General features: G+C 60.4%; 9 protein-coding genes and 1 pseudogene. All 10 read right to left on the bottom strand.

Translation table 11 applies throughout. The features are described 5' to 3' along the window. Positions 1–61: 61 nt before the first annotated feature. The 10 genes and pseudogenes from HNQ99_RS16755 to traA all read right to left on the bottom strand — a co-directional run bounded on the left by HNQ99_RS16755 (position 62) and on the right by traA (position 23,784). Positions 62–12,709 (bottom strand): calcium-binding protein, encoded by a 12,648-nt coding sequence (locus tag HNQ99_RS16755; protein ID WP_281376764.1) that lies wholly within the window; start codon positions 12,707–12,709, stop codon positions 62–64. A 71-nt stretch (positions 12,710–12,780) separates the two neighbouring features. After that, entirely contained in the window at positions 12,781–13,509 is a 729-nt protein-coding gene (locus HNQ99_RS04255) for a hypothetical protein (RefSeq protein ID WP_184474431.1), read from the bottom strand. After that, positions 13,506–13,796 carry a hypothetical protein gene (locus HNQ99_RS04250; protein WP_184474430.1) on the bottom strand — a complete coding sequence of 97 codons (291 nt, stop codon included), beginning with the start codon at positions 13,794–13,796 and terminating at the stop codon, positions 13,506–13,508. Before HNQ99_RS04250 ends, HNQ99_RS04255 begins: the two co-directional genes overlap by 4 nt. Before the next feature lie 3 nt (positions 13,797–13,799). Next, entirely contained in the window at positions 13,800–14,501 is a 702-nt protein-coding gene (locus HNQ99_RS04245; protein ID WP_184474429.1) for a hypothetical protein, read from the bottom strand. Then, positions 14,498–14,929, bottom strand: a complete 432-nt coding sequence (locus tag HNQ99_RS04240) for a hypothetical protein (protein WP_184474428.1) — start codon at positions 14,927–14,929, stop codon at positions 14,498–14,500. The genes HNQ99_RS04245 and HNQ99_RS04240 overlap by 4 nt, the downstream gene beginning before the upstream one ends. An 8-nt stretch (positions 14,930–14,937) precedes the next feature. Continuing rightward, on the bottom strand, positions 14,938–15,486 hold the full coding sequence (locus HNQ99_RS04235; protein ID WP_184474427.1) for a toxin-activating lysine-acyltransferase: 549 nt from the start codon (positions 15,484–15,486) through the stop codon (positions 14,938–14,940). A gap of 388 nt (positions 15,487–15,874) precedes the next feature. Continuing rightward, positions 15,875–17,332, bottom strand: coding sequence for an HlyD family type I secretion periplasmic adaptor subunit (locus tag HNQ99_RS04230; protein ID WP_184474426.1), 1,458 nt, complete (start codon positions 17,330–17,332; stop codon positions 15,875–15,877). Continuing rightward, positions 17,329–19,512 (bottom strand): type I secretion system permease/ATPase, encoded by a 2,184-nt coding sequence (locus HNQ99_RS04225; protein WP_184474425.1) that lies wholly within the window; start codon positions 19,510–19,512, stop codon positions 17,329–17,331. The genes HNQ99_RS04230 and HNQ99_RS04225 overlap by 4 nt, the downstream gene beginning before the upstream one ends. A 527-nt stretch (positions 19,513–20,039) precedes the next feature. Further along, positions 20,040–20,786, bottom strand: a complete 747-nt coding sequence (locus HNQ99_RS04220; RefSeq protein ID WP_184474424.1) for a DUF6118 family protein — start codon at positions 20,784–20,786, stop codon at positions 20,040–20,042. Positions 20,787–20,803: 17 nt separating this feature from the next. After that, a pseudogene (gene traA, locus HNQ99_RS04215) lies at positions 20,804–23,784 on the bottom strand (Ti-type conjugative transfer relaxase TraA). Positions 23,785–23,959: the final 175 nt, after the last annotated feature.

The following is a 23,959-nucleotide window of genomic DNA, read 5'->3' as shown; positions in this document are numbered from 1 at the left end:
CGGAGGCGGACTTTCACCGAATTACCGGCTAGCTTCCAATTCCCGTAATGGACAAGGATTCTTAGGCGTAAAAATCCAGAACTTGATTGTGGCTGTTGCGACTGCCCAGAAAGCCGAGATCGCCGCTGGAAGCGCCAAAGGCACCCAGATCCTGCCGCATACGAGCAAGAACCTGCGCGCTACCATCCCCTTCAATTCCTGCCTTCTTGGCCAACGGCTCAGTGCCTTCGTTCCCGAAACGCTCAATTCCCGAGCGCATAAGGTTGAGCAATGTCGTGTTGGAGATCGATTTTTTTGATTGTTGTGACGCTGAGGACTTGCTGGCCGCCTTTCTCGGCGTGAGTTCGCGCCAATCGCGCAACAGTTCCCGTCGGGCTTGAAGGGTGTCAGTTCTTACCCGAACGGGCAAGATGGCTTCACTCGAGATGGCAGGACCATTCATCTGATAAGTGAGGGCTACGTCGAGAAGTTCCCCCGTCGTCCCGTCGGCCCGGACATAGTTGCCGGTGTTTAGCTTTATGACATCGTCCAGGCTGGTTACCGTTTCAACGGCGATGCCGAAGAGAGAAATGGACATGATGCCCGCGGCTTCCAGAGTCAGGATCTCCGATGTTTGGGCAGTACCGTTCCCATTGTCACCCCAAACCCGAAACTCTGCAAAACGGTCGTCAGCGGCCGACAAGAGACCATCGCCGTTGCTGTCGAAGGCTCTCAGGCCCTCGAGGTCTGATCGAGCACCCGTGACGTCGTTGATAAAGCTGAACTCTCCGGCATTGCTCACCGTTCCGTCGCCATCACGGTCGAGGAACAGCATGCCATCACCAGATGCGAACCAACTCGTGCGCTCTCGTTTGCCGTCGCCGTCAAAATCGAAAGAGGCGGCGCTTTGGGATAAGGAAAGAGTGCGGACGCCGTTACCATCAAGGTCGAGCAGGATTGGTGCGGAAAGTCCAATCTGCTCCCCCCCCTTGAACTCCAAGATCTCGATCCCGATGACGGAATCCGTTCCGTCATTGCCGTCCTGCGTGGTAGCATTGTCGACGACCTGGATATTACCGTTGGCGGTCGAAACCGTATAGGTGTTGGAGACGCCAGCGAAGACTGCAATATCGGTGCCGTCGCCTCCATCGACCGTGTCATTCCCAGTTCCACCGGTCAGGCGATCATCGCCAAATCCACCGAGCAAGTTATCGTTGCCGGCGGCGCCGTTCAGCACGTCGTTGCCAGCGCCCCCCGCGAGCTGGTTGGCGCCACTGGTGCCGTCGATGACATCATCGCCAGATCCGGCTACGGCGTTCTCGAAGGCGATAAGCGTGTCAGTCTCGGTCGCGGACTGGGCGTTATTGGACGAGCCGGCCAAGTTGATCGTCCAGGCCTCGCTACGGGCGCTATAGTCGATCGTGTCCGTTCCCCCGCCGCCATCGATGCGATCGTCACCTGCAGACCCAACGACGGTGTCGTTGCCGTTCTGGAGATTGATGCTCGTGATCCCGGTCAGCGTGACGCCTGAGAAGTCCAGAATATCATTTCCCGTCGTCCCCCGGGCTGTCACGCCCGCAAAGCCATTAGAACTGATCGCCTCGATGCCGGACATTGGCCGCAGGCCGATCCAGGCATTAGTTGCGGTTGCCAGGATTGTGTCATGGCCTTCACCGCCTTCGATCTGGTCGTAGCCGTCGCTGGCACCGAAGAGGAAGGTATCGTCACCATCCCCACCAATCAGCGTATCATCGCCGGCGCCACTGGTAATCATATCGTTGCCGCCGGAACCGGACAGGACGTTCACCCCGCTGTTGCCGGTGATGATGTCGTTGCCGCTACCGCCGATGACGTTCTCGATCGCGATGAGTGTGTCGATCTCGGTACCTGCTTGAGCATGATTGGCGACTGCCGCGAGGTTGATTGTCCAGGCTTCGCTGCGCGCGCGGTAGTCGACGGTATCAGTGTCCGCACCACCATCGATTATGTCATTGCCGAGGCCGCCTGCGACAATGTCATTGCCTCCACCGCCCAGCAGGTGGTCGTCACCAGCGGAACCGATGAGAACGTCGTTACCAGACCCCGCATCGATTCTGCCGATGCCCGACAAAAGGGTGCCCGAGAAATCGAGTGTATCACCTGCGCTACTTGCTCGGATGTTCACGTCTGCAAACCCATCGGCGGCCACTCCCTCGATGGAGGACAGGTTCTTCAGTCCGATCCAGGTGCCGTTCGCGGTTGCGCGGATCGTGTCATGACCGATGCCGCCATTGATGATGTCATAACCATCGCCGGTTCCACCAACGAGAAACTCGTCATCCCCGTCACCACCATCCGACGTATCATCACCTGTGCCGCCAACGATCGTATCGGCCCCGGCTGAGCCTATCAGGATGTCATTTCCGGCCTGTCCTTCCATCCGCGCAATTCCTGTTATCGTGACGCCAGAGAAATCGAGCGTGTCGGCAACCGCGGTTCCGCGAACTACGACGCCCGCAAACCCATCTGCGGTGATCTCTTCAACGCCGGAGAGACTCCGTAGACCGAGCCAGGCGTTGTCGGCCGTTGCACGCACTGTATCGTAGCCTTCGCCGCCGATGATGTGATCATAACCATCGCCTGAAACGCCGAACAGAAAGCTGTCGTTCCCGGCTCCGCCGTCGAGCGCATCATCTCCAGTTCCGCTGACGATGACATCGTCACCGTCATGGCCTTCCACGATATCGTTGCCTGCACCCGCATTGAGCAGATTTGCAAGGTCGTTGCCGTAGAGCTTGTCTGCACCGGACCCCGAAAGGACGTTCTCCACATTGATCCAGGTTTCTGTTCCACCGGACCCGAGATTGGCGTTGGCAGCAGTGAAGCGCAGATCGACGGTTACGGCATTGGTGAGGTTGGCGATGTTCACTGTGTCAGAGCCGGCTCCGCCGTCGATAAAGTCGATGCCGTTGCCGGGCAGATAGGTGTCGTCGCCGTTGCCGCCGTAAAGGCTGTCGTTGCCGTCACCGCCATCGAGGATGTCGTCGCCGTCCTCACCATAGAGTTCGTCGTTGCCGCCGATCCCTTTGATAGTGTCATTTCCGGTGCTGCCGCTCAGTATGTTCGCCGCATTGTTGCCGCCGATGAAATCATCGCCATCGGTTGCCTGATTGGCCAGATATTCAGCCAGCATTGTTGCTGCAGACCACACGGTGCCGTCGGCGAAGCGGATTTCGTCGATGCCCCATTCCCGGCTGCCGAGGATCTGATTGTCGATCCGGATCGAGCCGGAAGCAGAGGCGAAGGTGACGACCATGTCGGACAGATCACCTTCATAGGCCTTCAGGCGGATATCGGAGGGCGTGATACCCTCACCAAATACCAGATAGTCCGAACTTCCATAGTAATAGACATATTCATATATGTGATCGTGGCCGTCGCCGGGATTGTAGACATAGGTATCGGTACCGTCGCCTCCTTCGAGCCGATCATTGCCGGCGCCGCCAATCAGCGCATCGTTGCCGCCGTGGCCCCGGATGAGGTCGTTTCCATCTTTGCCGTTAATGCTATCTCCGAGACTGGTCGCGTCTATGGTGTCGTCGTCCTCGGTGGCAATGCCGTCGATCATGCGGGCTGCGAGATCCCATTTGTTCCAGACAGTTCCGTCTTGGAACTCGACCGTATCGAGCGTCCATTCACGTCCACCATAGATTTGGTTTTTCAGCGTTACGGAACCTTGCTCTCCGACGAAGCTGAGCACCATATCGCTTGATGCCATAGGCGAGCGCGTGACTATGACCGCTGCGGCGCTAATCCCCTCGCCGAAAACGAGATGGTCCCCATCACTGCCATAATAGTTCACATAGTCCGCGATCGTGTCATGTCCGTCGCCGAGGTTGTAGATGTAGGTATCGTTGCCATCGCTGCCTTCGAGCAGATCGTCACCGAGTCCACCGATCAGTTGGTCATCGCCGCCGTCGGCTTTCAGTGTGTCGTTGCCGAGACCGCCCACGACTATGTCGTTGCGAACGCTGCCATAGATGATGTCATCCCCGTCCGTCACCTGCTGATCGAGATAGGTCGCGTCGATCATGGCCCGGGTCCACACCGTGCCGTCATCGAACCGGAACTCGTTGATTCCGCCCTCACGTCCACCAGACCGGCCACCGGTACGCTGGTTGTAGAGGGTCAGCGATCCTGCAGCATTGGTGAAGGTGACGACATAGGCGTTACCTGATTGCGTGAAGACCAGGTCGCTGGCCGAGATGCCCGGGCCAAATTCCAGAATGTCATAGGAACCATAATATTCGTGCCACTCATCGATGATGTCGTCACCATCGCCCAAGGCATAGATATAGACGTCGTTGTCGTTGCCGCCGCGCAGGATGTCGTTGCCGAGCCCGCCAATCATCCGGTCGTTGCCCGCGTCGCCGTACAGCGTGTCGTTGCCGAGCCCGCCCACGACTATGTCGTTGCGAACGCTGCCATAGATGATGTCATCCCCGTCCGTCACCTGCTGATCGAGATAGGTCGCGTCGATCATGGCCCGGGTCCACACCGTGCCGTCATCGAACCGGAACTCGTTGATTCCGCCCTCACGTCCACCAGACCGGCCACCGGTACGCTGGTTGTAGAGGGTCAGCGATCCTGCAGCATTGGTGAAGGTGACGACATAGGCGTTACCTGATTGCGTGAAGACCAGGTCGCTGGCCGAGATGCCCGGGCCAAATTCCAGAATGTCATAGGAACCATAATATTCGTGCCACTCATCGATGATGTCGTCACCATCACCGAGCGCGTAGACGTAGATATCGTTGTTGTCCTGTCCTCGCAGGATGTCATTGCCTAGGCCACCTTCGAGCCGGTCGCTGCCCGTTCCGCCATTCAGTGTGTCGTCACCCAATCCGCCGTAGAGTTCATCGGCTCCTGCGGCCGCGTTGATGACGTCATTCCCGGCTCCTCCGTAAAGAATGTCGGCGTTTGATGTCCCTGCGATGACGTCATCGCCATCGGTTGCCTGCCCTTGGACAACCCGATTGGCTAGTTCTGCCGGGAGCCAGATCGTTCCCTCCGCAAATTCGACGGCGTCAATCTGCCATTCCTTGCCGCCATAGATCTGGTTCTTCAAGATGACGGAACTTTCTCCATCGTTGACGACGAGGATCATGTCGCTCGTGTTGGTCTCCGACCGAGTGACCTTGACGTCTGTAGGCGTGATTCCTGCACCGAAGAGGATGCGATCTCCGGCGCTGCCGTAATAGTTGACATAGTCGGATACGACATCGTGGCCATCGCCAAGATTATGGACATAGGTATCCCCGCCACGTCCGCCCTCAAGCAGGTCGTTGCCGGCCCCGCCATAGAAGACATCACTGGTGTAGAAGCCGATCAGATGATCGTCGCCTGCGGTGCCGCGGAGCAATACGGCCTGAACGTCGGCCTTAGTCTTGATCGTTCCATCATCGAAGACGAACCGCTCGACGTCCTGCCAGGTATAGGTCAGGATTTCGCTCCCCGAGGTGTTGAACTCGCCGCGGATCGTAAGCGTATCGATAGTGCCGGCAATACTGATGATCAGGTCGTTGCCGCTTCGGGCGAGCGTCAGATCCTCCCAACTGACGCCGGGGAGGAAATGCACGGCATCGTTTTCCGAAAGATTGGCGTTACTGAGCGATTCCCGAATCTCATCCTGCCCATATCCCCTGCCGAAGATGTAGATGTCCGCTCCGTCGCGGCCTTCCAGAATGTCGTTTCCGGCACCACCGTCGAAAATATCGCCAGTCATGAAGCCGATCAGATGATCGTCCCCGGCGGTCGCGGTCAACAGGATTTGCTGGACGTCCCAAGCACTCAGCATGGTGCCGTCATCGAAGCGGAAGCTGTCGATGTCCCACCATGTGTACCAGTTGCTGAAACTGAACTGGCCCTTGATTTTCAGCGTGTCGCCGGTGTCGAGAATTGTGATCGTCAGGTCGTTGCCTTGGCGTGTGAAGGCGAGATCCTCGAGGACGATACCGGGCAGAAATTGAAGCTCGTCATCTTCTGAGAGATTGGCGTTGGTCAACGATTCGCGGATCTCGTCATGGCCGTAGCCACGCCCAAAGATGTAGCGGTCGGCGCCATCGCCGCCTTCGAGGATGTCGTTGCCGGCGCCACCGTCCAGCACGTCAGAGCGGAAGGTGCCGATCAGATGGTCGTCACCGGAGGTGCCGCCAAGCAACATCGCTGCTACCTGGCGATCGGTGAGCACTGTGCCATTGGCGAATTCGAAGCGTTCGACGTCCCACCAAGCGAACCAGTTGCTGAAGCTGAACTGCCCTTCGATGCGCACTGTCTCGGAGGTATCGGTAATTGTGATGATGAGATCATCGCCGTCCCGCAGGAAGCTTACGTCCTCGGGGAGAATATCGGAGCCGAAGATCAACCTGTCGTTATCGGCGAGATTGGTGTTGGTCACTGTCTCGCGGATGATGTCGTGACCATAGCTGCGACCGAAATGGTAGGTGTCGGAGCCGTTGCCGCCTTCGAGGATATCGTTGCCGGCCCCGCCATCAAGGACATCGCCGCTGTGGAAGCCGATGAGATGATCATCGCCAGCTGTCGCGGTAAGTAGCATGACCTGAATGTTGGATTTCGACCATTCGATGCTGTTGGCGAAGCGGAAAAGCTCGATATCCTGCCATGTGTACCAGGCCGAATAGGTGAACTGGTTTTCGATCGTGAGCGAATCGCCCGTTCCCGCAAGCGTGATGATCAGATCTTCACCGTCGCGCGTGAGGAGGATGTCTTCCGGCAGCACGGTCGAACCGAACTCCACGATATCGGAATCGCCATAGAGGACGTTAGAGACGCCTTCCCGGATGATGTCATGACCGGAGCCTTCGCCGAACTCATAGATGTCTCCGCTGTCACCGCCCATGAGGATATCATTGCCGGCGCTGGCCAGCAGGCGGTCCGACATCATGAAGCCCTGCACCAAATCATCGCCGGAGGTGGTGGCCGCAGCGATCACGGCGCGGTTCAGATCCTCCCAGGTCCAGATCGTCTGGTCGTCGAAATGAATCTCCTCAATTCGGTTGTAGGAGATCGCGCCGAAGACACCGGTATGGATATAGGAATCCTGCCCCTTGAGGGTTACCTTGTCGCCACTTGTTCCCACGACAAGCGTGAGATCCTTCCCGCTGCGCTCGAAGCTGATGTCGCTCATTTCGATGCCCGCCCCGAACCTGAGAATATCGGGACTGGTATCAACGGTCACGAAGCCGGAGCCGAGGATAGACGTATTGTTGTCGGCCAGCGTGTCGTGGCCATAGCTGAGATTGAAGATATAGGTGTCGCCATAGCCGCCACCCGAGAGATAGTCATTGCCAGTGCCGCCATCCATGCGGTCTGCGTAGAGATCGCCCCAGAGGCTGTCGTCGCCATCGCCGCCGGTCGTGACCTTGCGAAGCACCTGTTGCCAGTTGAGCTTTGTGCCGCCCGAGAATTCGAACCACTCGACCCGATCGAGCCACTGTGCGCCCAGCGGCCCTGTCTGGAAGCCGTCGAACTGGTTGTGCACGGTGAGCGTCTCGCCGGTCGCATTCACGGTGATGAGCAGGTGCGGATCGGCGGACGAGCGCGAGAAGGTGACATGGTCGAGAGTGAGGCCCGGGCCGAAGACGATGGTGTCGGCTTCATCGACCAGGCTAAGGCCTCCGAGGCCCACCTTGACATCCACGAAGCGGCCTCGCTCGTCGATGATGTCGTTGCCGCTTCCCAGGCCCCAATGATAGCGATCAGCGCCATCAAGGCCGATCATGAGGTCATTGCCGGCACTGGCATAGAAGATGTCGTCGTCGCCGAAGCCGAGGATTTCGTCATCGCCGCCGGTGGATGCCTGGGCGATGAGCAGCTGCTGGATCTCCTTGTTCGACCAGTTGTCACCATAGTCGCTGAATCCGAAGACCTCGATCCGGCTGTTGAGCGCGAGCTTGTCGTTGTAACCCAGCACCGAATAGGCGAACTGGCCGTCGATCAGCACGGATTGGCCACTGCTTCCGATCGTGACGAGCAGGTCGTCTCCCCCAGATCCTGCTCGCGAGAATGCCAAATCTTCCGGCGCGATACCGTCCCCGAAAATGAGCATGTCGGCTGCCCGCAGGAGTGGGGTCGTCTGCGCATCGCGGATGACGTCCTGCCCGTCCCCGGCATGGATGACGTAAAGATCGGCGTCGTCGCCGCCTTCGAGGCCGTCATTGCCCAAGCCACCTATGAGAACATCGGAATGCATGGTTCCGATCATATGATCGTCGCCGTCAGTGCCGGTGCCGACGGCTGTCATGATCTGCGGCATTTCGAAGACGGTCCCGTCGGCGAACTGGATGTCCTCGATGCCCTTGTTGCTGGAGAGCAGAACGTCGGAGGCCAGCGGCGTGACCGGCGCGAACTGGCCGAGGACGCGAACGGTTTCCTGCGTGGTGATGACCGTGATGAGGAGGTCGTTGCCGTCACGCGTGAGGCGGACATCGTCGGGGTTGAGGAACGCGAAGCGGATACGGTCGCCTGCAGCCTTGGCTTCCTCGTCGTCGATGGTCACGGCACCGATGTCGCGGCCGAAGACATAGACGTCCTGGCCAGAGCCGCCGTCGAGCGTATCGTTGCCGCCGCCTGAGAGGTAGATGGCCGTACCGCTGGCGCTACCACGCGAAAGCGATTCTGCGCCGGTCGTTCCGACCCGCAGATTGGCTATGCCCAGAGCCCCGGCGAGTGCGGAATAATCAAGGGGCTGTGTGACACCGTCCATGGCGTGCAGTAACTGCGCGGCGATGAAGTCGGCACGGACGAGATTGGCGTCCGTCCGGCGCATGCCATCCGCCATCGCTGCCAGGAGCGGGGCCCAGCTTTCCCATTGGGCGAGAGCATCGACAGGGTCGCTCGGAAGGCCGGCGAGAAGTTCGCTGTAGAGATCGGCGAGGGCCGTCGGCGTATCGGCCACCAGAAGGTCGATGTCGGTCCGGTAGGAGATACCCTCGAACGTGTCGGCGAGGGGACCCTGCACCACCAAGCGCAGGGTGAGCCGCTGCACCTGGTCTGCCCAAAGCGCTTCGGCTTGCGCCAAGTTGGTGGTCTGAATGACGCCGCTACCATCGCGCGGCATGATCTCGTAGCCGCTATATTTTTCGAGGAAGGCGAGCTTGCGCGCATCAAAGCCGTTCGACCCGATCTCGGTCGCGGCCGCAGCATCGACGCCGGCCCAACGGTATAGGATGGCTTCGGCATCCGCATTGAGCACAGCGAGGTCGTTGGTCGTGAGCGCCACGAAGGCTGCCACCATGCTCTCAAGCGTCGCATCGCCAGTCATCGCCACGCGCAGATTTTTCACTTCGCCGAAACCGCGCAGTTCGGGAAGGGCGGCGGCGGCGGAGCTGACCGTGTTGTCCCCAAGCCAGCGAGTGGCGGTTTCACTGATCGTGAAGGCGACATCGGCGATGCCGCCCGTTGAGCCATCGGAGCGAGTGAAGCTACCCGTGCGCGCGATCTGGTTGCTGGCAACAGCGGTTGGCTGGGCGGGGGCGGCGCTGGATAGGGAAATGGAGACGATACCCAGATCGGCAAGGGTGTGGAGCTCGCCTGTGTCGGACACGCCATCCTGATTGCTGTCGCGCCAGACTGTGAGGTCGGCATAGATCGCATCTGCGGCATTGATGACGCCGTCGAGATTGGCGTCATATGCGCCGAGCATTGCGAAGCCCGACGTCGTCTGATTGCCGAACAGCTCGGCGATGCCGTCGATCTTGCCGTTGGCATTGAGATCGATGGCGAGCAGGCCGTCGTCAGGCCGCACCCATCCGGTGCGTTCACCGAAGCCGTCATTGTCGAATTCGAAATAGGTGCGGCTGTTGCCCTCAGTGGTGAGTTCGTAGCCGTCACCGTCGAGATCGAGTACAAGCGGATCGAAGCCGTAGAGGCCGACGCCGAACCCGGCCTTCAGGGCGAGGTTCACATATTGCCTGAGGTTCTCGAACGAGAAATCCTCGGCCCATTCGTGCTGGAAGACGGTGACGCCGGCGGTGCCTACGCCGCTGTCGAGATCTAGATTATAGTCCTTGATCGCAGCGGTGCCGCCATGACCCCAGCCCAGGTTCATGACCAGATAGCCGTCGGCGGAACGCTGGAAGCTGGCGAATTTCATTGTCGCCACGTCGACGAAGAAGGCGGCGGCGGTGAGAATCTGCGACCCGATGACCGGGAAACCGCTCATGACGGTGCTGAAGGGCGCCCAATAGGCGGTATTGCCTTCCATCCACCACTGCTTGGCGCCGCCGAAGATAGTGACGCCACCATAGCTGATGCTGTCCTGGGTATCGCCATCTTCTATGAAGGTGTTGGCGCCGACCTTGAAATGGTCCTTGCCCTCACCGCCGTACATGTGGGTTTCCCAGCCGGCGGCCTGGAACGTGTCATCACCGCCACCGCCGATGAGGGTGGAATAGCCTTCGCCGTCGACACGTTTGCCGCCATTACCGATGAGATAGTCGTCGTAAGCCGTGCCGGTGACGGAATTGGCATTGCTTGCCCGCAGGCGCACCTCCGTGCCTGTCGTATGCGCAAGGCCCCAGTCGTAATAGTAGCTTACGGTCTGGTTTGAAGCGTCACGCAGATCGACGCGGACGCCGGCATCAGCCGACAACAGGCCGAAGAACGTGCTCGTGCCGTTTGCGAGGCCTGCATTGGAGAAGTCGAGCATATCGACGTTCTGCGCCTGCGGCGCTGCGCCGAAATCGACATTCAGGGCACCCATGGGAGAGCTGGGGCCGCTTGGGGCGCCAAGATATTCGACACGCACGGTGTCGGAGAAGCCGGTCAGAGCGATGCGCTCGATATCGACCGCGCGATCTGTATCGGTGCCGAAGGTGAGTTCGAAGGTCGACCGCTCTGTATCATTCGCGGCATCGACCGCAGAAAGCTGAAGCACGGCGCCCTGCGTAGAGGCGCCAAGCTGGAGGTCTATCGTGTCGGTGCCCGCGCCGCCTGCGAAAAAATCGCGCCCAGCGCCGCCAATGAAAATATCGTCCCCCGCGCCACCTGCCAGGACATCGTCGCCAGCGCCGCCGATCAGGGTGTCGTTGCCCCCGCCACCATGAATGAAATCATTCTCAGATGAGCCGGTGATCATGTCCGCGCCGTCGCCGGCGACGAAGAGGGACAGACGATCCGACGATGCGCCCTGCGGGCGATCGGGGACGGCACCGGTGAAATCGCCATTGGAAATCTGGAAGGCCACGCGATCGATCAACTCGGCGTGGGTCGCGGCTGCAATATTATTGTTATCGGCGAACCAACGCAGGCCGGCTTCGAGATCGGAACGGATCTTGACGACTTCGGGCGCGAGCGGGTCAATGTCGATCGACAGACGGGAGAGTGCCCGATTGATCAGCGTTTCGCGGCCGACGATGCTGGTGTGCTCGGCGCCTTTGTCCCACAGGGCATCGGAGAAATCGACGGTAAGGATGTCGTCATTGTTCGTGACGATGCCCGCTATCGCAGCGGAATCACTGGCCTGTTCGACCTTCCCAAGCGCGAGCTTGGCAGCGTACTGGACGAATATGTCAACTATAGATGAGGCGGACGCGGCGATGCTCGAGGATGCGTTGTCGGCATCCAGCGCTTTGCCCAGATCGCCAGCATCCTCGAAAAGGGCGCGGATACCTGTATCACCGAAGACCAGAGTTCCTTCATCAATGGCAGAATATGCGAGTGCCGTCCGGACAATCCCCGCATAATCATGGGCAGATTGTGAGCCTCCAGCGAATACTGCCCCCGTAGCCCCGCTCGATGAAGCAAGATTGTTATCGTACAACGCGGAATAGATGTGCTCTGACAGCCCCTGTGCACGCCAGTACGCGAACTCCGAATTCGCCGCTTCCTCGATCTGCGCGTACTGGCTGATCACCAAAGTTGACATACTATGTCGTGCCGCCCCCTGCAGGGGATCAGCCAAAGCCGACCAGTCGAAAGTGGTGATTTCCTCGATCCGGTCGCCAAGTGTTGCAGTCTCGGCGATCTGGCCGCCTGCGATCCAGCCCCCGAGATAGGAAATGGCGGCGCCGAGGATCGGCAGGATGCTTCCGACCCCACCCAGCGTCATGGCGATGGTGCCATTTCGCAGGAGGCGATTGATTTCGCCTTCCAGATAATAGCCGTCGATCTTGCCGATGTTGGGCTTTGCTATACCCAACATGGCCAGAACCGAGTCAGTGGGCTCAGTATCCAGCGGAAGATTTTGTTCTTCGAGTTTCTGTTGATAGGTCGACCAGAATTGCGCCACTGTCGCGACAAGGAACGGCATGTGATCAAAAACGACAGCCTCTCCACCAGAGAGCGCACCCACAAATCCCGCAAGACCTCCACCTAGGGAGTGCCCGGTTGTAATTATGTCGGTATTTCCGCCAGCAGTGGCTTCCTGCCCAGCGACTGCCTCATAGAATTGAAGAGCAAGGCTGCCCTGGCTTGCTTCGGCAAACCCGCCACCGAGTGTCCATCCATTCCAGATATCGCTGTCCGGGGCAAAAAGACCGGGATTGTCGGTTCCCCGGTAAGCGATGACCGTCTCGCCTGCCGAAAAGCCGCTCACGCCCGTCATATCATACGCGATTGCATAGAAGCCGGCACTGACTGACCCTGGCGGTAAGTCGATGTTGAGGATTGTCGCATTTCCAATCTGACGCCCAGCTTCTTCCTGATCCGTAGTTGAATCGCCCGGCTGCAAGATAACTCCTTGCCCGTATCCACGGTTATAGGAATCCATAGCAAGGATAGCCAAGAACAGATCTGGATTCATCAATATTCTCCTTGACGAAAGTCGCCATGGTGTAATGTTGCAGGCAAGCTAAAATCTCTCTGGCCATGATCCGGATTGAGACTTGGTTCAGGGTGCTGCCCCAACCACCCCAACCTTTTCTCAATTCCCGTGGTCATGTTCTCACCGGTCATCTGCACAGTGATCCGCTTGAGCCGGTATCCCACACCAAAGCTGGCGGCGAGGTTGACCGGGTCAACGCGCGCGACACTCGTCGGATCAGCCAAATCGCGGAACGTCACCAGCATGGGATAGATCGATGCCCCGATCTCGGCCGACAGCTCCTGTTCGCGCGCCCATGGCCGGAAAGTTGTCCACTGCGCACTCCCGCACAGCGCTGGATTCGGCTGAACTGTTGGTTGACCCTCGCCACAGGCGGCGCGCTCCATCAGCCTGGCGTGGTAGAAGGCAGCGTCGCCGCTCTCCTCTGGTCGCAACAGCGCAAAAAGTACCCTGCCGTTGGGCAAGGGCACCGCGACGGCTTCGCCCCTAAGGCGAAATTGGATCCCACTCGCGTCGCCGAAGCGCGTTCCTGCCTTGATGGTCGATTCCACGACGCTCGATCCGGTGCGCGGACCGTCAGGCGTATCAACCGTCACCGTCATTCGGTATCGGATGGTTTCACTGGGATAGAAAAGTTCGCAGCCGGAAAGCATCGCTAGCGCCCACACCGCGAGGACGGCTGGCGCCGTCCGCTTGGTGACATTCACTGAAGTCCTCCGTTGCGATCGGAGGCTGCGAAGTTGGCATCCGTGCCACGATAGGCGATGACCGTATCTCCTGCGGAGAAACCCTCCACGCCGGTCATGTCATAGGCGAGCGCATAGAAACCGGTCGATTCTGCAGATGCACCGATTTCGGTAACACTATCAGTTCTTATCGTCGCATTTCCAATTTTTGTTACATTGAGATTAACGTCTAGGTCTTTAATTCCCACGCCATAACCACGATTGTAAGAGTCCATTGCCAAGATGGCCAAGAACAGATTTCTGTCCATAATTTACTGTCCTTTTTGGAAGTCTGTTTCGGTAATCGAAGTGGCAAATGGAAGTGCGGTTCCCACAGGCGGATAATCTCTAACCGCAACCTTCATGAGAGCGCCGCGTTGCTGGGCGAGCCACCCCAGCCGTTTCTCGATCCCAGTCGTCACATCCTCATCGGTAACTGCCACGGTGATGCGTTTTAGCCGATAACCTGCACCAAAGCTGGGGGCGAGGTTGACCGGGTCAACGCGCGCGACACTCGTCGGGTCTGCCATGTTGCGAAACGTCACCAGCATGGGATAATCTTCGGGTCGGACTTCGGCTGATTGCCGGATATTCTGCCGTGCGGATATTCGAGCGGCACTTTCGACCACGTCATTCTTGAAGGCGGGGTCCAGCGCCGTCATTGACAATCCGGCAAGGTCACCGTGTATCGCCCCGGTCTTGAGCAGCGCGAACATGGTCCGGCCGCCAGGAAGATCAACGGCAACGGCTTCGCCCTTCACGCCCCAGGCGCGCTTGGCCTCTTCAGGCAGCAGGGCCGTCTTGTTGTTGGCCCGGACCTCGTAGACGCTCGATCCGGTGCGAAGCCCCTCGGGCGTGTCGATCTCAACCGTCATGCGGAAATGATAGGTTTCGGGAAACATCTCGGCGCATCCCGTAAGTCCGAGCACGACCATGCCGGTAGCGAACAAACTACAGAGGAGGCGCGGTTTCACGCTGCCACATCCGCAAAATCGTTATCGTTAACCGCCGCGACAAGGAACGGCATGTGATCAAAAACGACAGCCTCTCCACCAGAGAGCGCACCCACAAATCCCGCAAGACCTCCACCTAGGGAGTGCCCGGTTGTAATTATGTCGGTATTTCCGCCAGCAGTGGCTTCCTGCCCAGCGACTGCCTCATAGAATTGAAGAGCAAGGCTGCCCTGGCTTGCTTCGGCAAACCCGCCACCGAGTGTCCATCCATTCCAGATATCGCTGTCCGGGGCGAATGCTTCTCGGGCGCAACTACGGTTATATGCCATCGCAGGAAATGGAGAAAACAAATCTCGATTCATTTTATCATCTCCGCAGATGGCCAATTTCAGACTGCAAAGTGCAGTAAAAGGATATGATGGGCTGTATCGAATATCGCGTCGCGGCATGCCGAATCTCAGGCATCCCGAGCCCCATCCTCTACACCACCCTCTATTTTCCGCCTCATCTTCTCCAGCACGACAGGATCGACAAGGCGCGTGACAATGGGATGGACTCGTACCGGCTTATCCTTCACCACTTGGCTGAAATTCGCGAGCACCGCGGTTGCCACTTTCTGGCTAGGTGCGATCACGTCGAGGAGCCAGGCAGTGTCGCCGCTCGCCCAGTCCTCCGGCCTGACGCGGATGGGGAATACCCCGGCCTTTACCTGTTCGCGGATCTTGACATCGACCTCATCCGATACACTCGCCCAGATGGCGATACCGGCCGTCTCCGCAACCTTGCCTTCGCCGACCGCCTTGGCGATTGCGATGCGGTCGGCCATCATCGGCTCAAGCACGAGATGTGTTATATCGGACAGGGTCTGGTTACGATAGCGTGGCAGATTCATTATCGCGAGGACCACCTCGCCAACGCTGGCTTGCAGCTTCGCACGAAGGGCCGAAACCTTCGCCACAATCTCCGGATCGATCGGCCGCTGTTCGGTGCTAGGCGCAACAGGCATCTCAACCGACAAAGCACCATTTGCCCGAGATTCTTCCACTGTGGAATCTGCTGGACTCTTATTCACCACAAATTTCCCCCTATGGACAGACTGTCCAAAATACGCGCGTTGCCGTAGCGGCATGCAGGGGAAAACTGGCGCCCGAATTATTATGTTCAGAGTGCCCCGATTGCCAAGCCGAGATTGATTTCATCTCGACTGACCTTCCCACATTACCAACTCGTCTTCTGAGGTCAACACCACCGAGAAACGAAAGGCTGAAATTTTTCGGTCACTTCCGCCGGATTTTGAGAGCGATCTTCGGATATGACCGTTTCTTGCAGAAACTAAAATATTTCATCTATCCGATTCGGATAAATCGACCAAAATGTTGCATGTATATTACTCGTTAACGCTCTCTACCTGCCTCATCGAGGGCCTGTGCAAAGGGGGAGAGCAGATACTGGATGATCCGCCGCTTGCCGGTCTTGATTTCGGCCTGAACGGCGAGGCCTGGGCCGATGGGCTGGTCCTTGCCTGCGACCTTGATGGTCCTCTGATGCAAGCGGATTCGCGCGGCATAGACAAGACCCGGCTGAACGGGACGGTTCTTCTCATCGCGCAGCGCGCCCTGCTGGCTTTGATCGATGGCGTCGCGGCTGATTGTCTCGACTGTGCCTTCGATCAGGCCATAGTCCGTGAAGGGATAAGCTTCGAGCTTGACCCTGACCGTCTGTCCTTCGCGGACGAAGCCGATATCCTTGTTGAGGATATGCACCTCGACCTCGACGTCCGATCCGTCGGGCACGATGACCATCAGCGGCTGGGCGGGCTGGACGACGCCGCCGATCGTCGTGACGGCCAGCTGTTGCACAGTGCCGCTGACAGGGGCGCGGAGTTCCTGGAACTGGCGACGGCGCTTGGATTTGCGCAGTTCCTCGGCGGCGAGCGCGGATTTGTCGGTCGCTTCTGACAGCTCCGTCACCGCGCCTTTGGCAAAGCCTTGGCGGAGCTTGGCGATCTCGGCATCGAGCGCGCCGATCGCGGCACGCGCTTTGGCGGCGGCGGCCTGCTGGACTGCGATATTCTGGATATGCTCGAGGCGCAGCTGCTCATATTCCATCATCTTCAGTTTGGAGAAGTAGCCCTTGTCGGACAGCTCCTTGCGCGCTTCGAGCTGGCGGTCGACCAGCGGCAGGGTCATCTTGAGCTTGGCGATCTCGGCTTGTGCGGAGGCAAGTTCGGCCGCCTGCTGGGCGCGCTGCTGGACAAGGCTGGCGCGCTGCGCCTCATATTCAGCGATGGATATGCGGACAAATTGCGCCTGGGTGTGAGCGATAGCCTCGGGAGTTCCGGCAGGTGCGCTCAAGTGCGCAGGGCCGCCTGCCAGATAGCGGAGCAGTGCATCGTTCCTCGCCTTGACGATATTGGCGGAGAGCAGCTGCTGCCCTGCCTGAGCCTCATCGGCTCCCGCAAGCGTCGGATCGAGTGCGACCAGCAATTGGCCCTTTGTCACATGCTGGCCGTTCCGGACATGGATGGCACGGACCGAACCGATCTCAATGGGCTGGATGATCTTCACATTGGCTGACGGAATGATCTTGCCGCTCGCCACCGCGACGACATCGACCTTGCCGATCACAGACCAGAGGATCGTGATAGTGAAAAGGGTGCAGAGGATCAGCAGCAGCCAGCGCAAGCCAGGGCTTGGCGGTTTTTCCATGATCTCGAGTGCTGCGGGCAGGAACTCATGATCGGAGATGGGACGCTTGGTTTTCTCCGCCTCATCCTGCATCCTCCAACTGATGCGCAGCACCCGCCAATGATGCGCGACGGTAGGCAGGCGTGCCGCGGCCCAGGCTCTCATGCCGCCTGTCCCATCTGCTTGGCATAGAGTTGGGCATAGCGCCCACCGGCCTTGAGCAGGCTGTCATGATTGCCGATCTCAGTGATCGCGCCACCTTCTACGGTGACGATGCGGTGGCATTGCCTGACGGCTGAGAGGCGGTGGGCGATGATGATGACGGTGCGGCCCTGCGCGATGCGGCGCAGGTTGGTCTGGATGATCTCCTCGCTTTCTGCATCCAGCGCACTGGTCGCCTCGTCAAGGATCAGGATGCGGGGATTGCCGATAAGGGCGCGGGCAATGGCCATGCGCTGGCGCTGGCCGCCCGACAGGTTGCCGCCGCGCTCGTCGATGATGGTGTCATAGCCGTGCGGCAGCTCGAGGATGAACTCATGGGCGCCAGCAAGGCTGGCCGCCGCCATCACCCGCTCCATGGGAAGCGTCGGATCGGCGAGCGCGATATTCTCACGGACCGAGCGGTTGAAGAGGATATTCTCCTGCAGCACCACGCCGATCTGCCGCCGTAGCCAGGCGGGATCGACCAGCGCCAGGTCGGTGCCGTCAACCAGCACCCGGCCCTGTTCGGGCACATAGAGGCGCTGGACCAGCTTGGTGAGGGTCGACTTGCCCGAACCCGAGGGCCCCACAATCCCCAGCATCTCGCCTGCCTCGATGGCGAGGCTGACGCCGCGGAGCGCCTCGGGCGCATCGGGGCGGTAGCGGAAGCGAACCTTGTCGAACTCGACCTTGCCCCGGATCGGCGGCAGGCTGGCGCGATTAGGATTATGCTCGGGCTCGGCGGGCGTGTTGAGGACGTCGCCCAGACGGTCGACCGAGATGCGGACCTGCTGGAAGTCCTGCCAGAGCTGCGACAAGCGCAATATCGGCTGCGCCACGCGGCCGGACAGCATATTGAAAGCCACCAGCGATCCGACGCTCAAGTCGCCTGAGATCACGGCCTTCGCCCCGAAATAGAGAATGGCGACCGTCGTCAGCTTGGAGACGATCTGAATGAGGTGGCTGCCCCAATTGGCAAGCGTCGCTACGGCAAAACCGGTATTGGTATAGCCTGCAAACTGCTTTTCCCATTTGGAACGCATCTGCGGTTCGACCGCCATGGCTTTAAGCGTACCGATGCCGGTGACGCTTTCCACCAGGAACGCCTGGTTCTCCGCCCCACGCTTGAACTTCTCGTCGAGCCGCGCGCGCAAGGCGGGCGTGATGACGATCGAGATCGCGGCATAGATGGGAATCGACAGAGACACAATCAGCGTCAGCATCGGGCTGTAAAGATACATGACGATGAAGAAGACGATAGTGAAGAAGAGATCGATCACCACGGTCACGGCATTGGATGTGAGAAACTCGCGGATGCGTTCCAGCTCGCGCACCCGCGCCACACTGTCGCCGACCCGCCGCGCCTCGAAATAGGAGAGCGGCAGGTTGAGCAGATGCCGGAACATGCGCGAGGAGAGCTCGCTGTCCACCCGGTTGGTGGTATGCGCGAACAGCCAGTTACGCAGCGCCGACAGCAGGGTCTCGATCAGGAGGACGGTCGCGAGGCCGATCGCCAACACATCCAGCGTGGTCATCGACTGATGCACCAGCACCTTGTCGATGATGAGCTGAAAGAAGATGGGCGATACCAGACCCATGAGTTGCAAGAAGAAGGAACCGATCAGTACATCGCGCAAGGGCCCGCGATATTTGACGAGCGCCGGGATGAACCAGCTGATGTCGAAGGGTCGCGACACCCCCGCCATCTGCTCGCGCGTGGTCATCAAGAGCAGGCGTCCGGTAAAGCGGCCGTCCATCTCCTCGCCGGTCCACACTTCCGGCCGCTCGCCGTCGCCGCGCTGGATGAGGACCCGCAGGCCCTCTTCCTGCTGGTCGATCTTCAACAGAATGACGATCTGGCCGTCGCGCAGTTCGGCCAGCCCGGGCAGCGGTAGCTTGTGGAGATCAGCCAAGCTGGCGGACTTGATCCTGGCGACAATCTTCAGCCGCTTCGAAATCCGCGCCAGATCTTCCAGGCCATAGCCATCCTGCGGCCCGCCATGATCATGCGCGATCTGTGCGGGATCAGCCGGAACCCCCAGGAACTTCGCCAGCAGGACAAAGGAGGCAAGAGCCGCATCCGGACCAGACGTGCGATGCACGCCTCCGCCGTCCCCGCTTCCCCCAAGCGGATTGGAATTCATTTTTGCTGTTCTGTTTCCGTCACGAAATCGATTCGAATTGTCGAGACGACAAAGCTAAGGGGTCCAAGCAACGCAATCCTCCAGAAAATCCGCTCTGAGTTTGGAGGACAGGACCCATTTTTTGTATGTGTGGCCCCCAACGGATGGAATCGCTAGCAGGTTCCAAATGCTCGTGCAATTGGGAGGAATGGACTTGCATGTGCCCAACACAGATTTCAGATGTTTCCCTCTTGGCTGCCCAGAAGCCATTTCCATGACGAAATGCCTATAGTTGCAGCAACACGTAGGCCAATCTGGCCCCGTCAATCGATGTTAATCGGTTCTCCGTTTTCTCGGTGCTATCTGCTTATGAAGCTGGGATAGCCTGATGAACTTATCTCGATGTCCATCAATCCGGCAACAGGCAATGCTTGCGACGGGCAGCAATTGCGGAGGCCGAATAAGATTGGTCGCACGAAAGCGAAGAGCCACGCGGCAAAGCTCCGTAGCAGCCGGTCTACTTCGCGGCCTATCGCCAAGCGATCCGCTCAAGGCGCTAACGGCCCTATCCTAATCGTGCATCGCACCGGTTCCTTGGCTTTGGCGGCGGCCCTTTCACACGCAGCGATCGTCTCGCGGTTAGCCTGCCGCATGTCGGCAGCGTCAACGATGGCCTGCCAGCCTTCCGGGTTCCCGGCTTGCATGAGACGTATGCCCGCATCCCATAAGGTCGGCTCGCCCATCGTGCGGCGCGCGACCCGTTCGGGCCATTGCCGGCTTTGCGGGCCGATGCTCGCCGCCCATCCCGGATAGATCAACCACAGGAGGGATACGGCGAGGATCGCGCCGCCGATGGCATAGAGCAAATGACGCCGCCGCTCGTCGTTCGCGCGAAGCGTGCCGGTCGCCCGGTTCATGGCGGCGATGGCCTGACGGTTTCGCTCCCGCTCTTCCTTGACGGCGATCCTGTCGGCCTCGCGCGCCGCTTCCGCCGCCGCCGCGATCCGCCCGGCCATGCTCTCCGGCGTGATCCGTAGCGCTTCCGATTGCTCGACCGCTTTCATGTGCTTAGCGAACTCGGCCATGTTGGCGTTGATCTTGCCGAGCGTCGGGTTGTAGTCGGGAATCTCGATGCTCTGCTTTTCGACGGCGATATGTTCGAGTGCGCGGGCGATCACTGCCAAGCGCCCGTCAAATCGCGCATCCATCGCCTCCACGCGCGCTGCCAGGCGCGCGAACGCCTCCGTCGCCGTGGTCGGCGGTTCCGGCTCGTTGGGCAGGGAATGTTGGTCCATTTGCTATTCTCCTTGGTCTAGCGTTCCATGCCGCGGCTGAGGTCGCGGCCATGATCGAAGGGGATGGAGTTCGCGAGGTCGCGCGACAGGCTGCGGCCGATGTCACGGCTGATCTCGAGGCCGAGTTCGCGGCTGCGCCTGCCGAGCACCGATTCAAGCTGGGCGTCGCGCTCAAGGCTCTTCGCCATGTCGGCCATGTGCTGCGCGGTGGTTTTCGCGCCCCGGAAATTGCCATCGCGCACCAGCTCCGCGTGCTGCTGCCGCAACTGCTGCCAGCCTTCCACGAAGCGGTCGGCGCGCTGGAATGGGTCGATACGGATTTCGGCCTCCGCCTGCATCGCCCGCACGGCTTCCTGCCCGCGCCCTTCGGCCGCCTCGCGGATCAACTCCCGGCCGCCCCGGAAGCACTGTTCAAATCGGTGATGCCTTCGGGGCGGATCGCGTCCAGCGCTTGCCCGGCGCGGTCCAGCGCCGCGCGCTGGTGGGGCATGGGGGCGATGCCCTGCGCGCGGGTCTGGTGGATCGCGTCGAGCGCCTTGGCATAGCGCTCGACCGCGCCGCGCAAGCCTCCGGCACGCATCGGCTGCGGGTCATGCTCGCGCTGCCGCTGGCGGGCGGGATCGGGCTGCGATACGAAGCGGCCAAGGTCGAGACCGTCGAACATGCCCCGCTTCTGCTCCGGTGCGGGCACCGCCCCCCGATCCTGACCGGGAAGCGAGAGGCGCAACCCGTCGAAGATCCCGCGCGCCTTTTCGGGCATCTGCCGGATGATCTCGGCGATGCGCTCGCCAAAGCCGATGCCGCGCCGCTCGGCGAACTCGCGGGCTGGCTCGACTTGGCGGTAGTCGCTCGCCATGTCCTTGGTGCGCTCGCGCGACAGGGTGCGGACAAGGCGGGCATCGTCCTTGAAGTCGTCGCGGCCATAGTGCAGCGCGATGCCCTCGCGATGGCGCGACATGCCGACATAAGCACCGTGGCGATCCATGCCGGGCGTCGCCAGCACATGGCTACGGTCTACCGTCATGCCCTGCGCCTTGTGGATCGTGGCGGCATAGCCATGATCGAGGTCGCGATAGTCTTTGATGTCGAACGCGACGCTGCGCCCGTCGTCGGTGCGAACGGCCATGCTGCTTTCGCTGACGCGCTCGATCGTCCCGAGCGTGCCGTTCTTCACCTCCAGGCTGCGCTCATTGCGCAGGAACATGATGCGGTCGCTGGACGAAAAATCCCGCTCGCCGCGCTCGACTTTGACGCGCACATCGTCCCCAAGCTCGCCCGATGCGCGCATCCGGTCGCGCGCCGCCTCGTTCAACTCGCGCACCTCGTCATTGGTGTGGGTGAGGATGATGCGCGATTGATCGGGCGCGGCGATGCGCTCGCGGTCCCAGCGCTCGACAAGCTCGCTCCGCGCCGCTTCGCGCGTCTCGGCCGCGTGGATCAAGCCATGATCGCGATACGCATGGATCGCCTCGCCGGTCCTGCCGGTCGCAAGCTGCCGGGTGGCGTCGCGCTGCCAGTCGATGTGCTGGCGGCGCACCTCCGTAATCTCGACCCCGCCATGCCGTTCGTTGATTGCGCGGAATGCCGCACCGGCCTGGATCGCCTGCAACTGCTGCGGATCGCCCACCAGCACGACCTTGGCGCCCGCGTCGGCGGCATGGGAGAACACGCGCTCCATCTGGCGCGTGCCGACCATGCCCGCCTCGTCGATGACGAGCACATCGCGCGAGGTGAGCAGGTCACGCCCTTGCGCCCAGCCATGTTCGAAGCTGGCGATGGTGCGCGACGCGATGCCCGAGCCGTTCTCCAGACCCTCGGCGATGCCCGAGAGCGCGGCACCGCGTACACGGAACCCGGCATCCTCCCACGCCTCGCGTGCGACGCCGAGCATCGCGCTCTTGCCGGTCCCGGCGTAGCCGACAACGACGCTGAGACCCTGCTTGTCGGTCACATGGTCGAACGCGGCGCGCTGCTCGCCGGACAGGTCCAGCCCCCGTTCCGCCGCGTGCGCCAGCGCGCCTTTCCGGTCGGCGTCCGACACGCGATGCCGATCACGCTCCGCCATCGATTCCGATGCGCGCTGCAACCGCTGTTCGGTCTCGATCATCTCGCGGCTGGTAAAGCGATCCTCGCCGCGCCCGTCCTTGCCGAGCGCGATCAGGTCGGGCGACGATCGCACCGCGCCGAGCACGGCGTCATACTGTTCGCGCCCGTCGCTGTGCCGATGCGCGAACATGGCAAGATCGCGGTTCGTGAACGTCGCTTGGCTGTGCGTAATGGCGTCGAGCGCAATGCCGGGATCGGCGATGATCCGCTCGCCATTCTCGCGTGCGATCTCGCGGTGGATTTCGGCGCGATCGGCAAGCTGTCCCTCGCGCTCCATGCGCTGCGCCGGGCCACCGATCTTGTCCTGCGGCTCAAGCGCGATGCCTTGCGCTTCCAGCGAGCGATGATCGATGCGGGCATCAATGTCGAGTTCGGCCAGCCGCGCGTTGACGTGGGCCTCCCAGCGTTCGCGCCACTGGCCGACATTCGCATGTTCGTTCCATTCGCGCACTTTCGCCCCGAAGCCGTCTTCGCCCACCTCGCGCATGGTGAGCATCACATGTGCGTGCGGCTTCGCCAGCCCGTCCGCGCCGATATCTCGATGTACATTGAGGTCGGCGATCATGCCGCGATCGACGAACTCGGATTGCACGAAGTCGCGGGCTAACTCGATGCCATGTTCCTTCGTCATCTCGCGCGGAATGGCGAACTCGACTTCGCGCGCGAGCTGCGCGTCCTTGCGCACCTCGACGGCCTCGACTTCGTTCCACAATGCTTCGCGATCCGAGAAGCGTTCGGGCGCGCCGTCGGGCAACATGATTTCGCTATGCTCGACACCCGAGCGGGCGCGAAAGTCATGGTCGCGGTCGAGCCGCTCGTCGTGCAGGCGCTCGCCCGCGCTGCGGCCCGCAGTGCGCCCGATGACCTGCACGCTGAAATGAAAGATCGCCATAGCGATCGCCCAGTTACTACACTGAGCGCACGTCGGCACGACGTATAAGCGCGCCCTTCTCGAAAATTTCTCGGACGGGACTAGGCTGAATCGACATTCAGCACCAGAAGCTGAGAGCGGCGAGGCATAGGCTAGCGAGATAGTTTTGCGGGATTCGGTCGTATCGGGTGGCTAT

Origin of the sequence: Rhizorhapis suberifaciens, from assembly GCF_014200045.1 — a bacterium.
Lineage (GTDB): Bacteria > Pseudomonadota > Alphaproteobacteria > Sphingomonadales > Sphingomonadaceae > Rhizorhapis > Rhizorhapis suberifaciens.
The sequence above is the reverse complement of the archived record's forward strand: the minus strand, read 5'-3'. Positions and strand labels throughout refer to the sequence as shown.

Coding starts and splice junctions, on each gene's coding strand:
- HNQ99_RS04220 (WP_184474424.1), bottom strand. CDS start 20,786: ATGGACCAACATTCCCTGCCCAACGAGCCGGAACCGCCGACCACGGCG.
- HNQ99_RS04235 (WP_184474427.1), bottom strand. CDS start 15,486: ATGCCTGTTGCGCCTAGCACCGAACAGCGGCCGATCGATCCGGAGATT.
- HNQ99_RS04240 (WP_184474428.1), bottom strand. CDS start 14,929: ATGCCGCGACGCGATATTCGATACAGCCCATCATATCCTTTTACTGCA.
- HNQ99_RS04250 (WP_184474430.1), bottom strand. CDS start 13,796: ATGGACAGAAATCTGTTCTTGGCCATCTTGGCAATGGACTCTTACAAT.
- HNQ99_RS04225 (WP_184474425.1), bottom strand. CDS start 19,512: ATGAATTCCAATCCGCTTGGGGGAAGCGGGGACGGCGGAGGCGTGCAT.
- HNQ99_RS04230 (WP_184474426.1), bottom strand. CDS start 17,332: ATGAGAGCCTGGGCCGCGGCACGCCTGCCTACCGTCGCGCATCATTGG.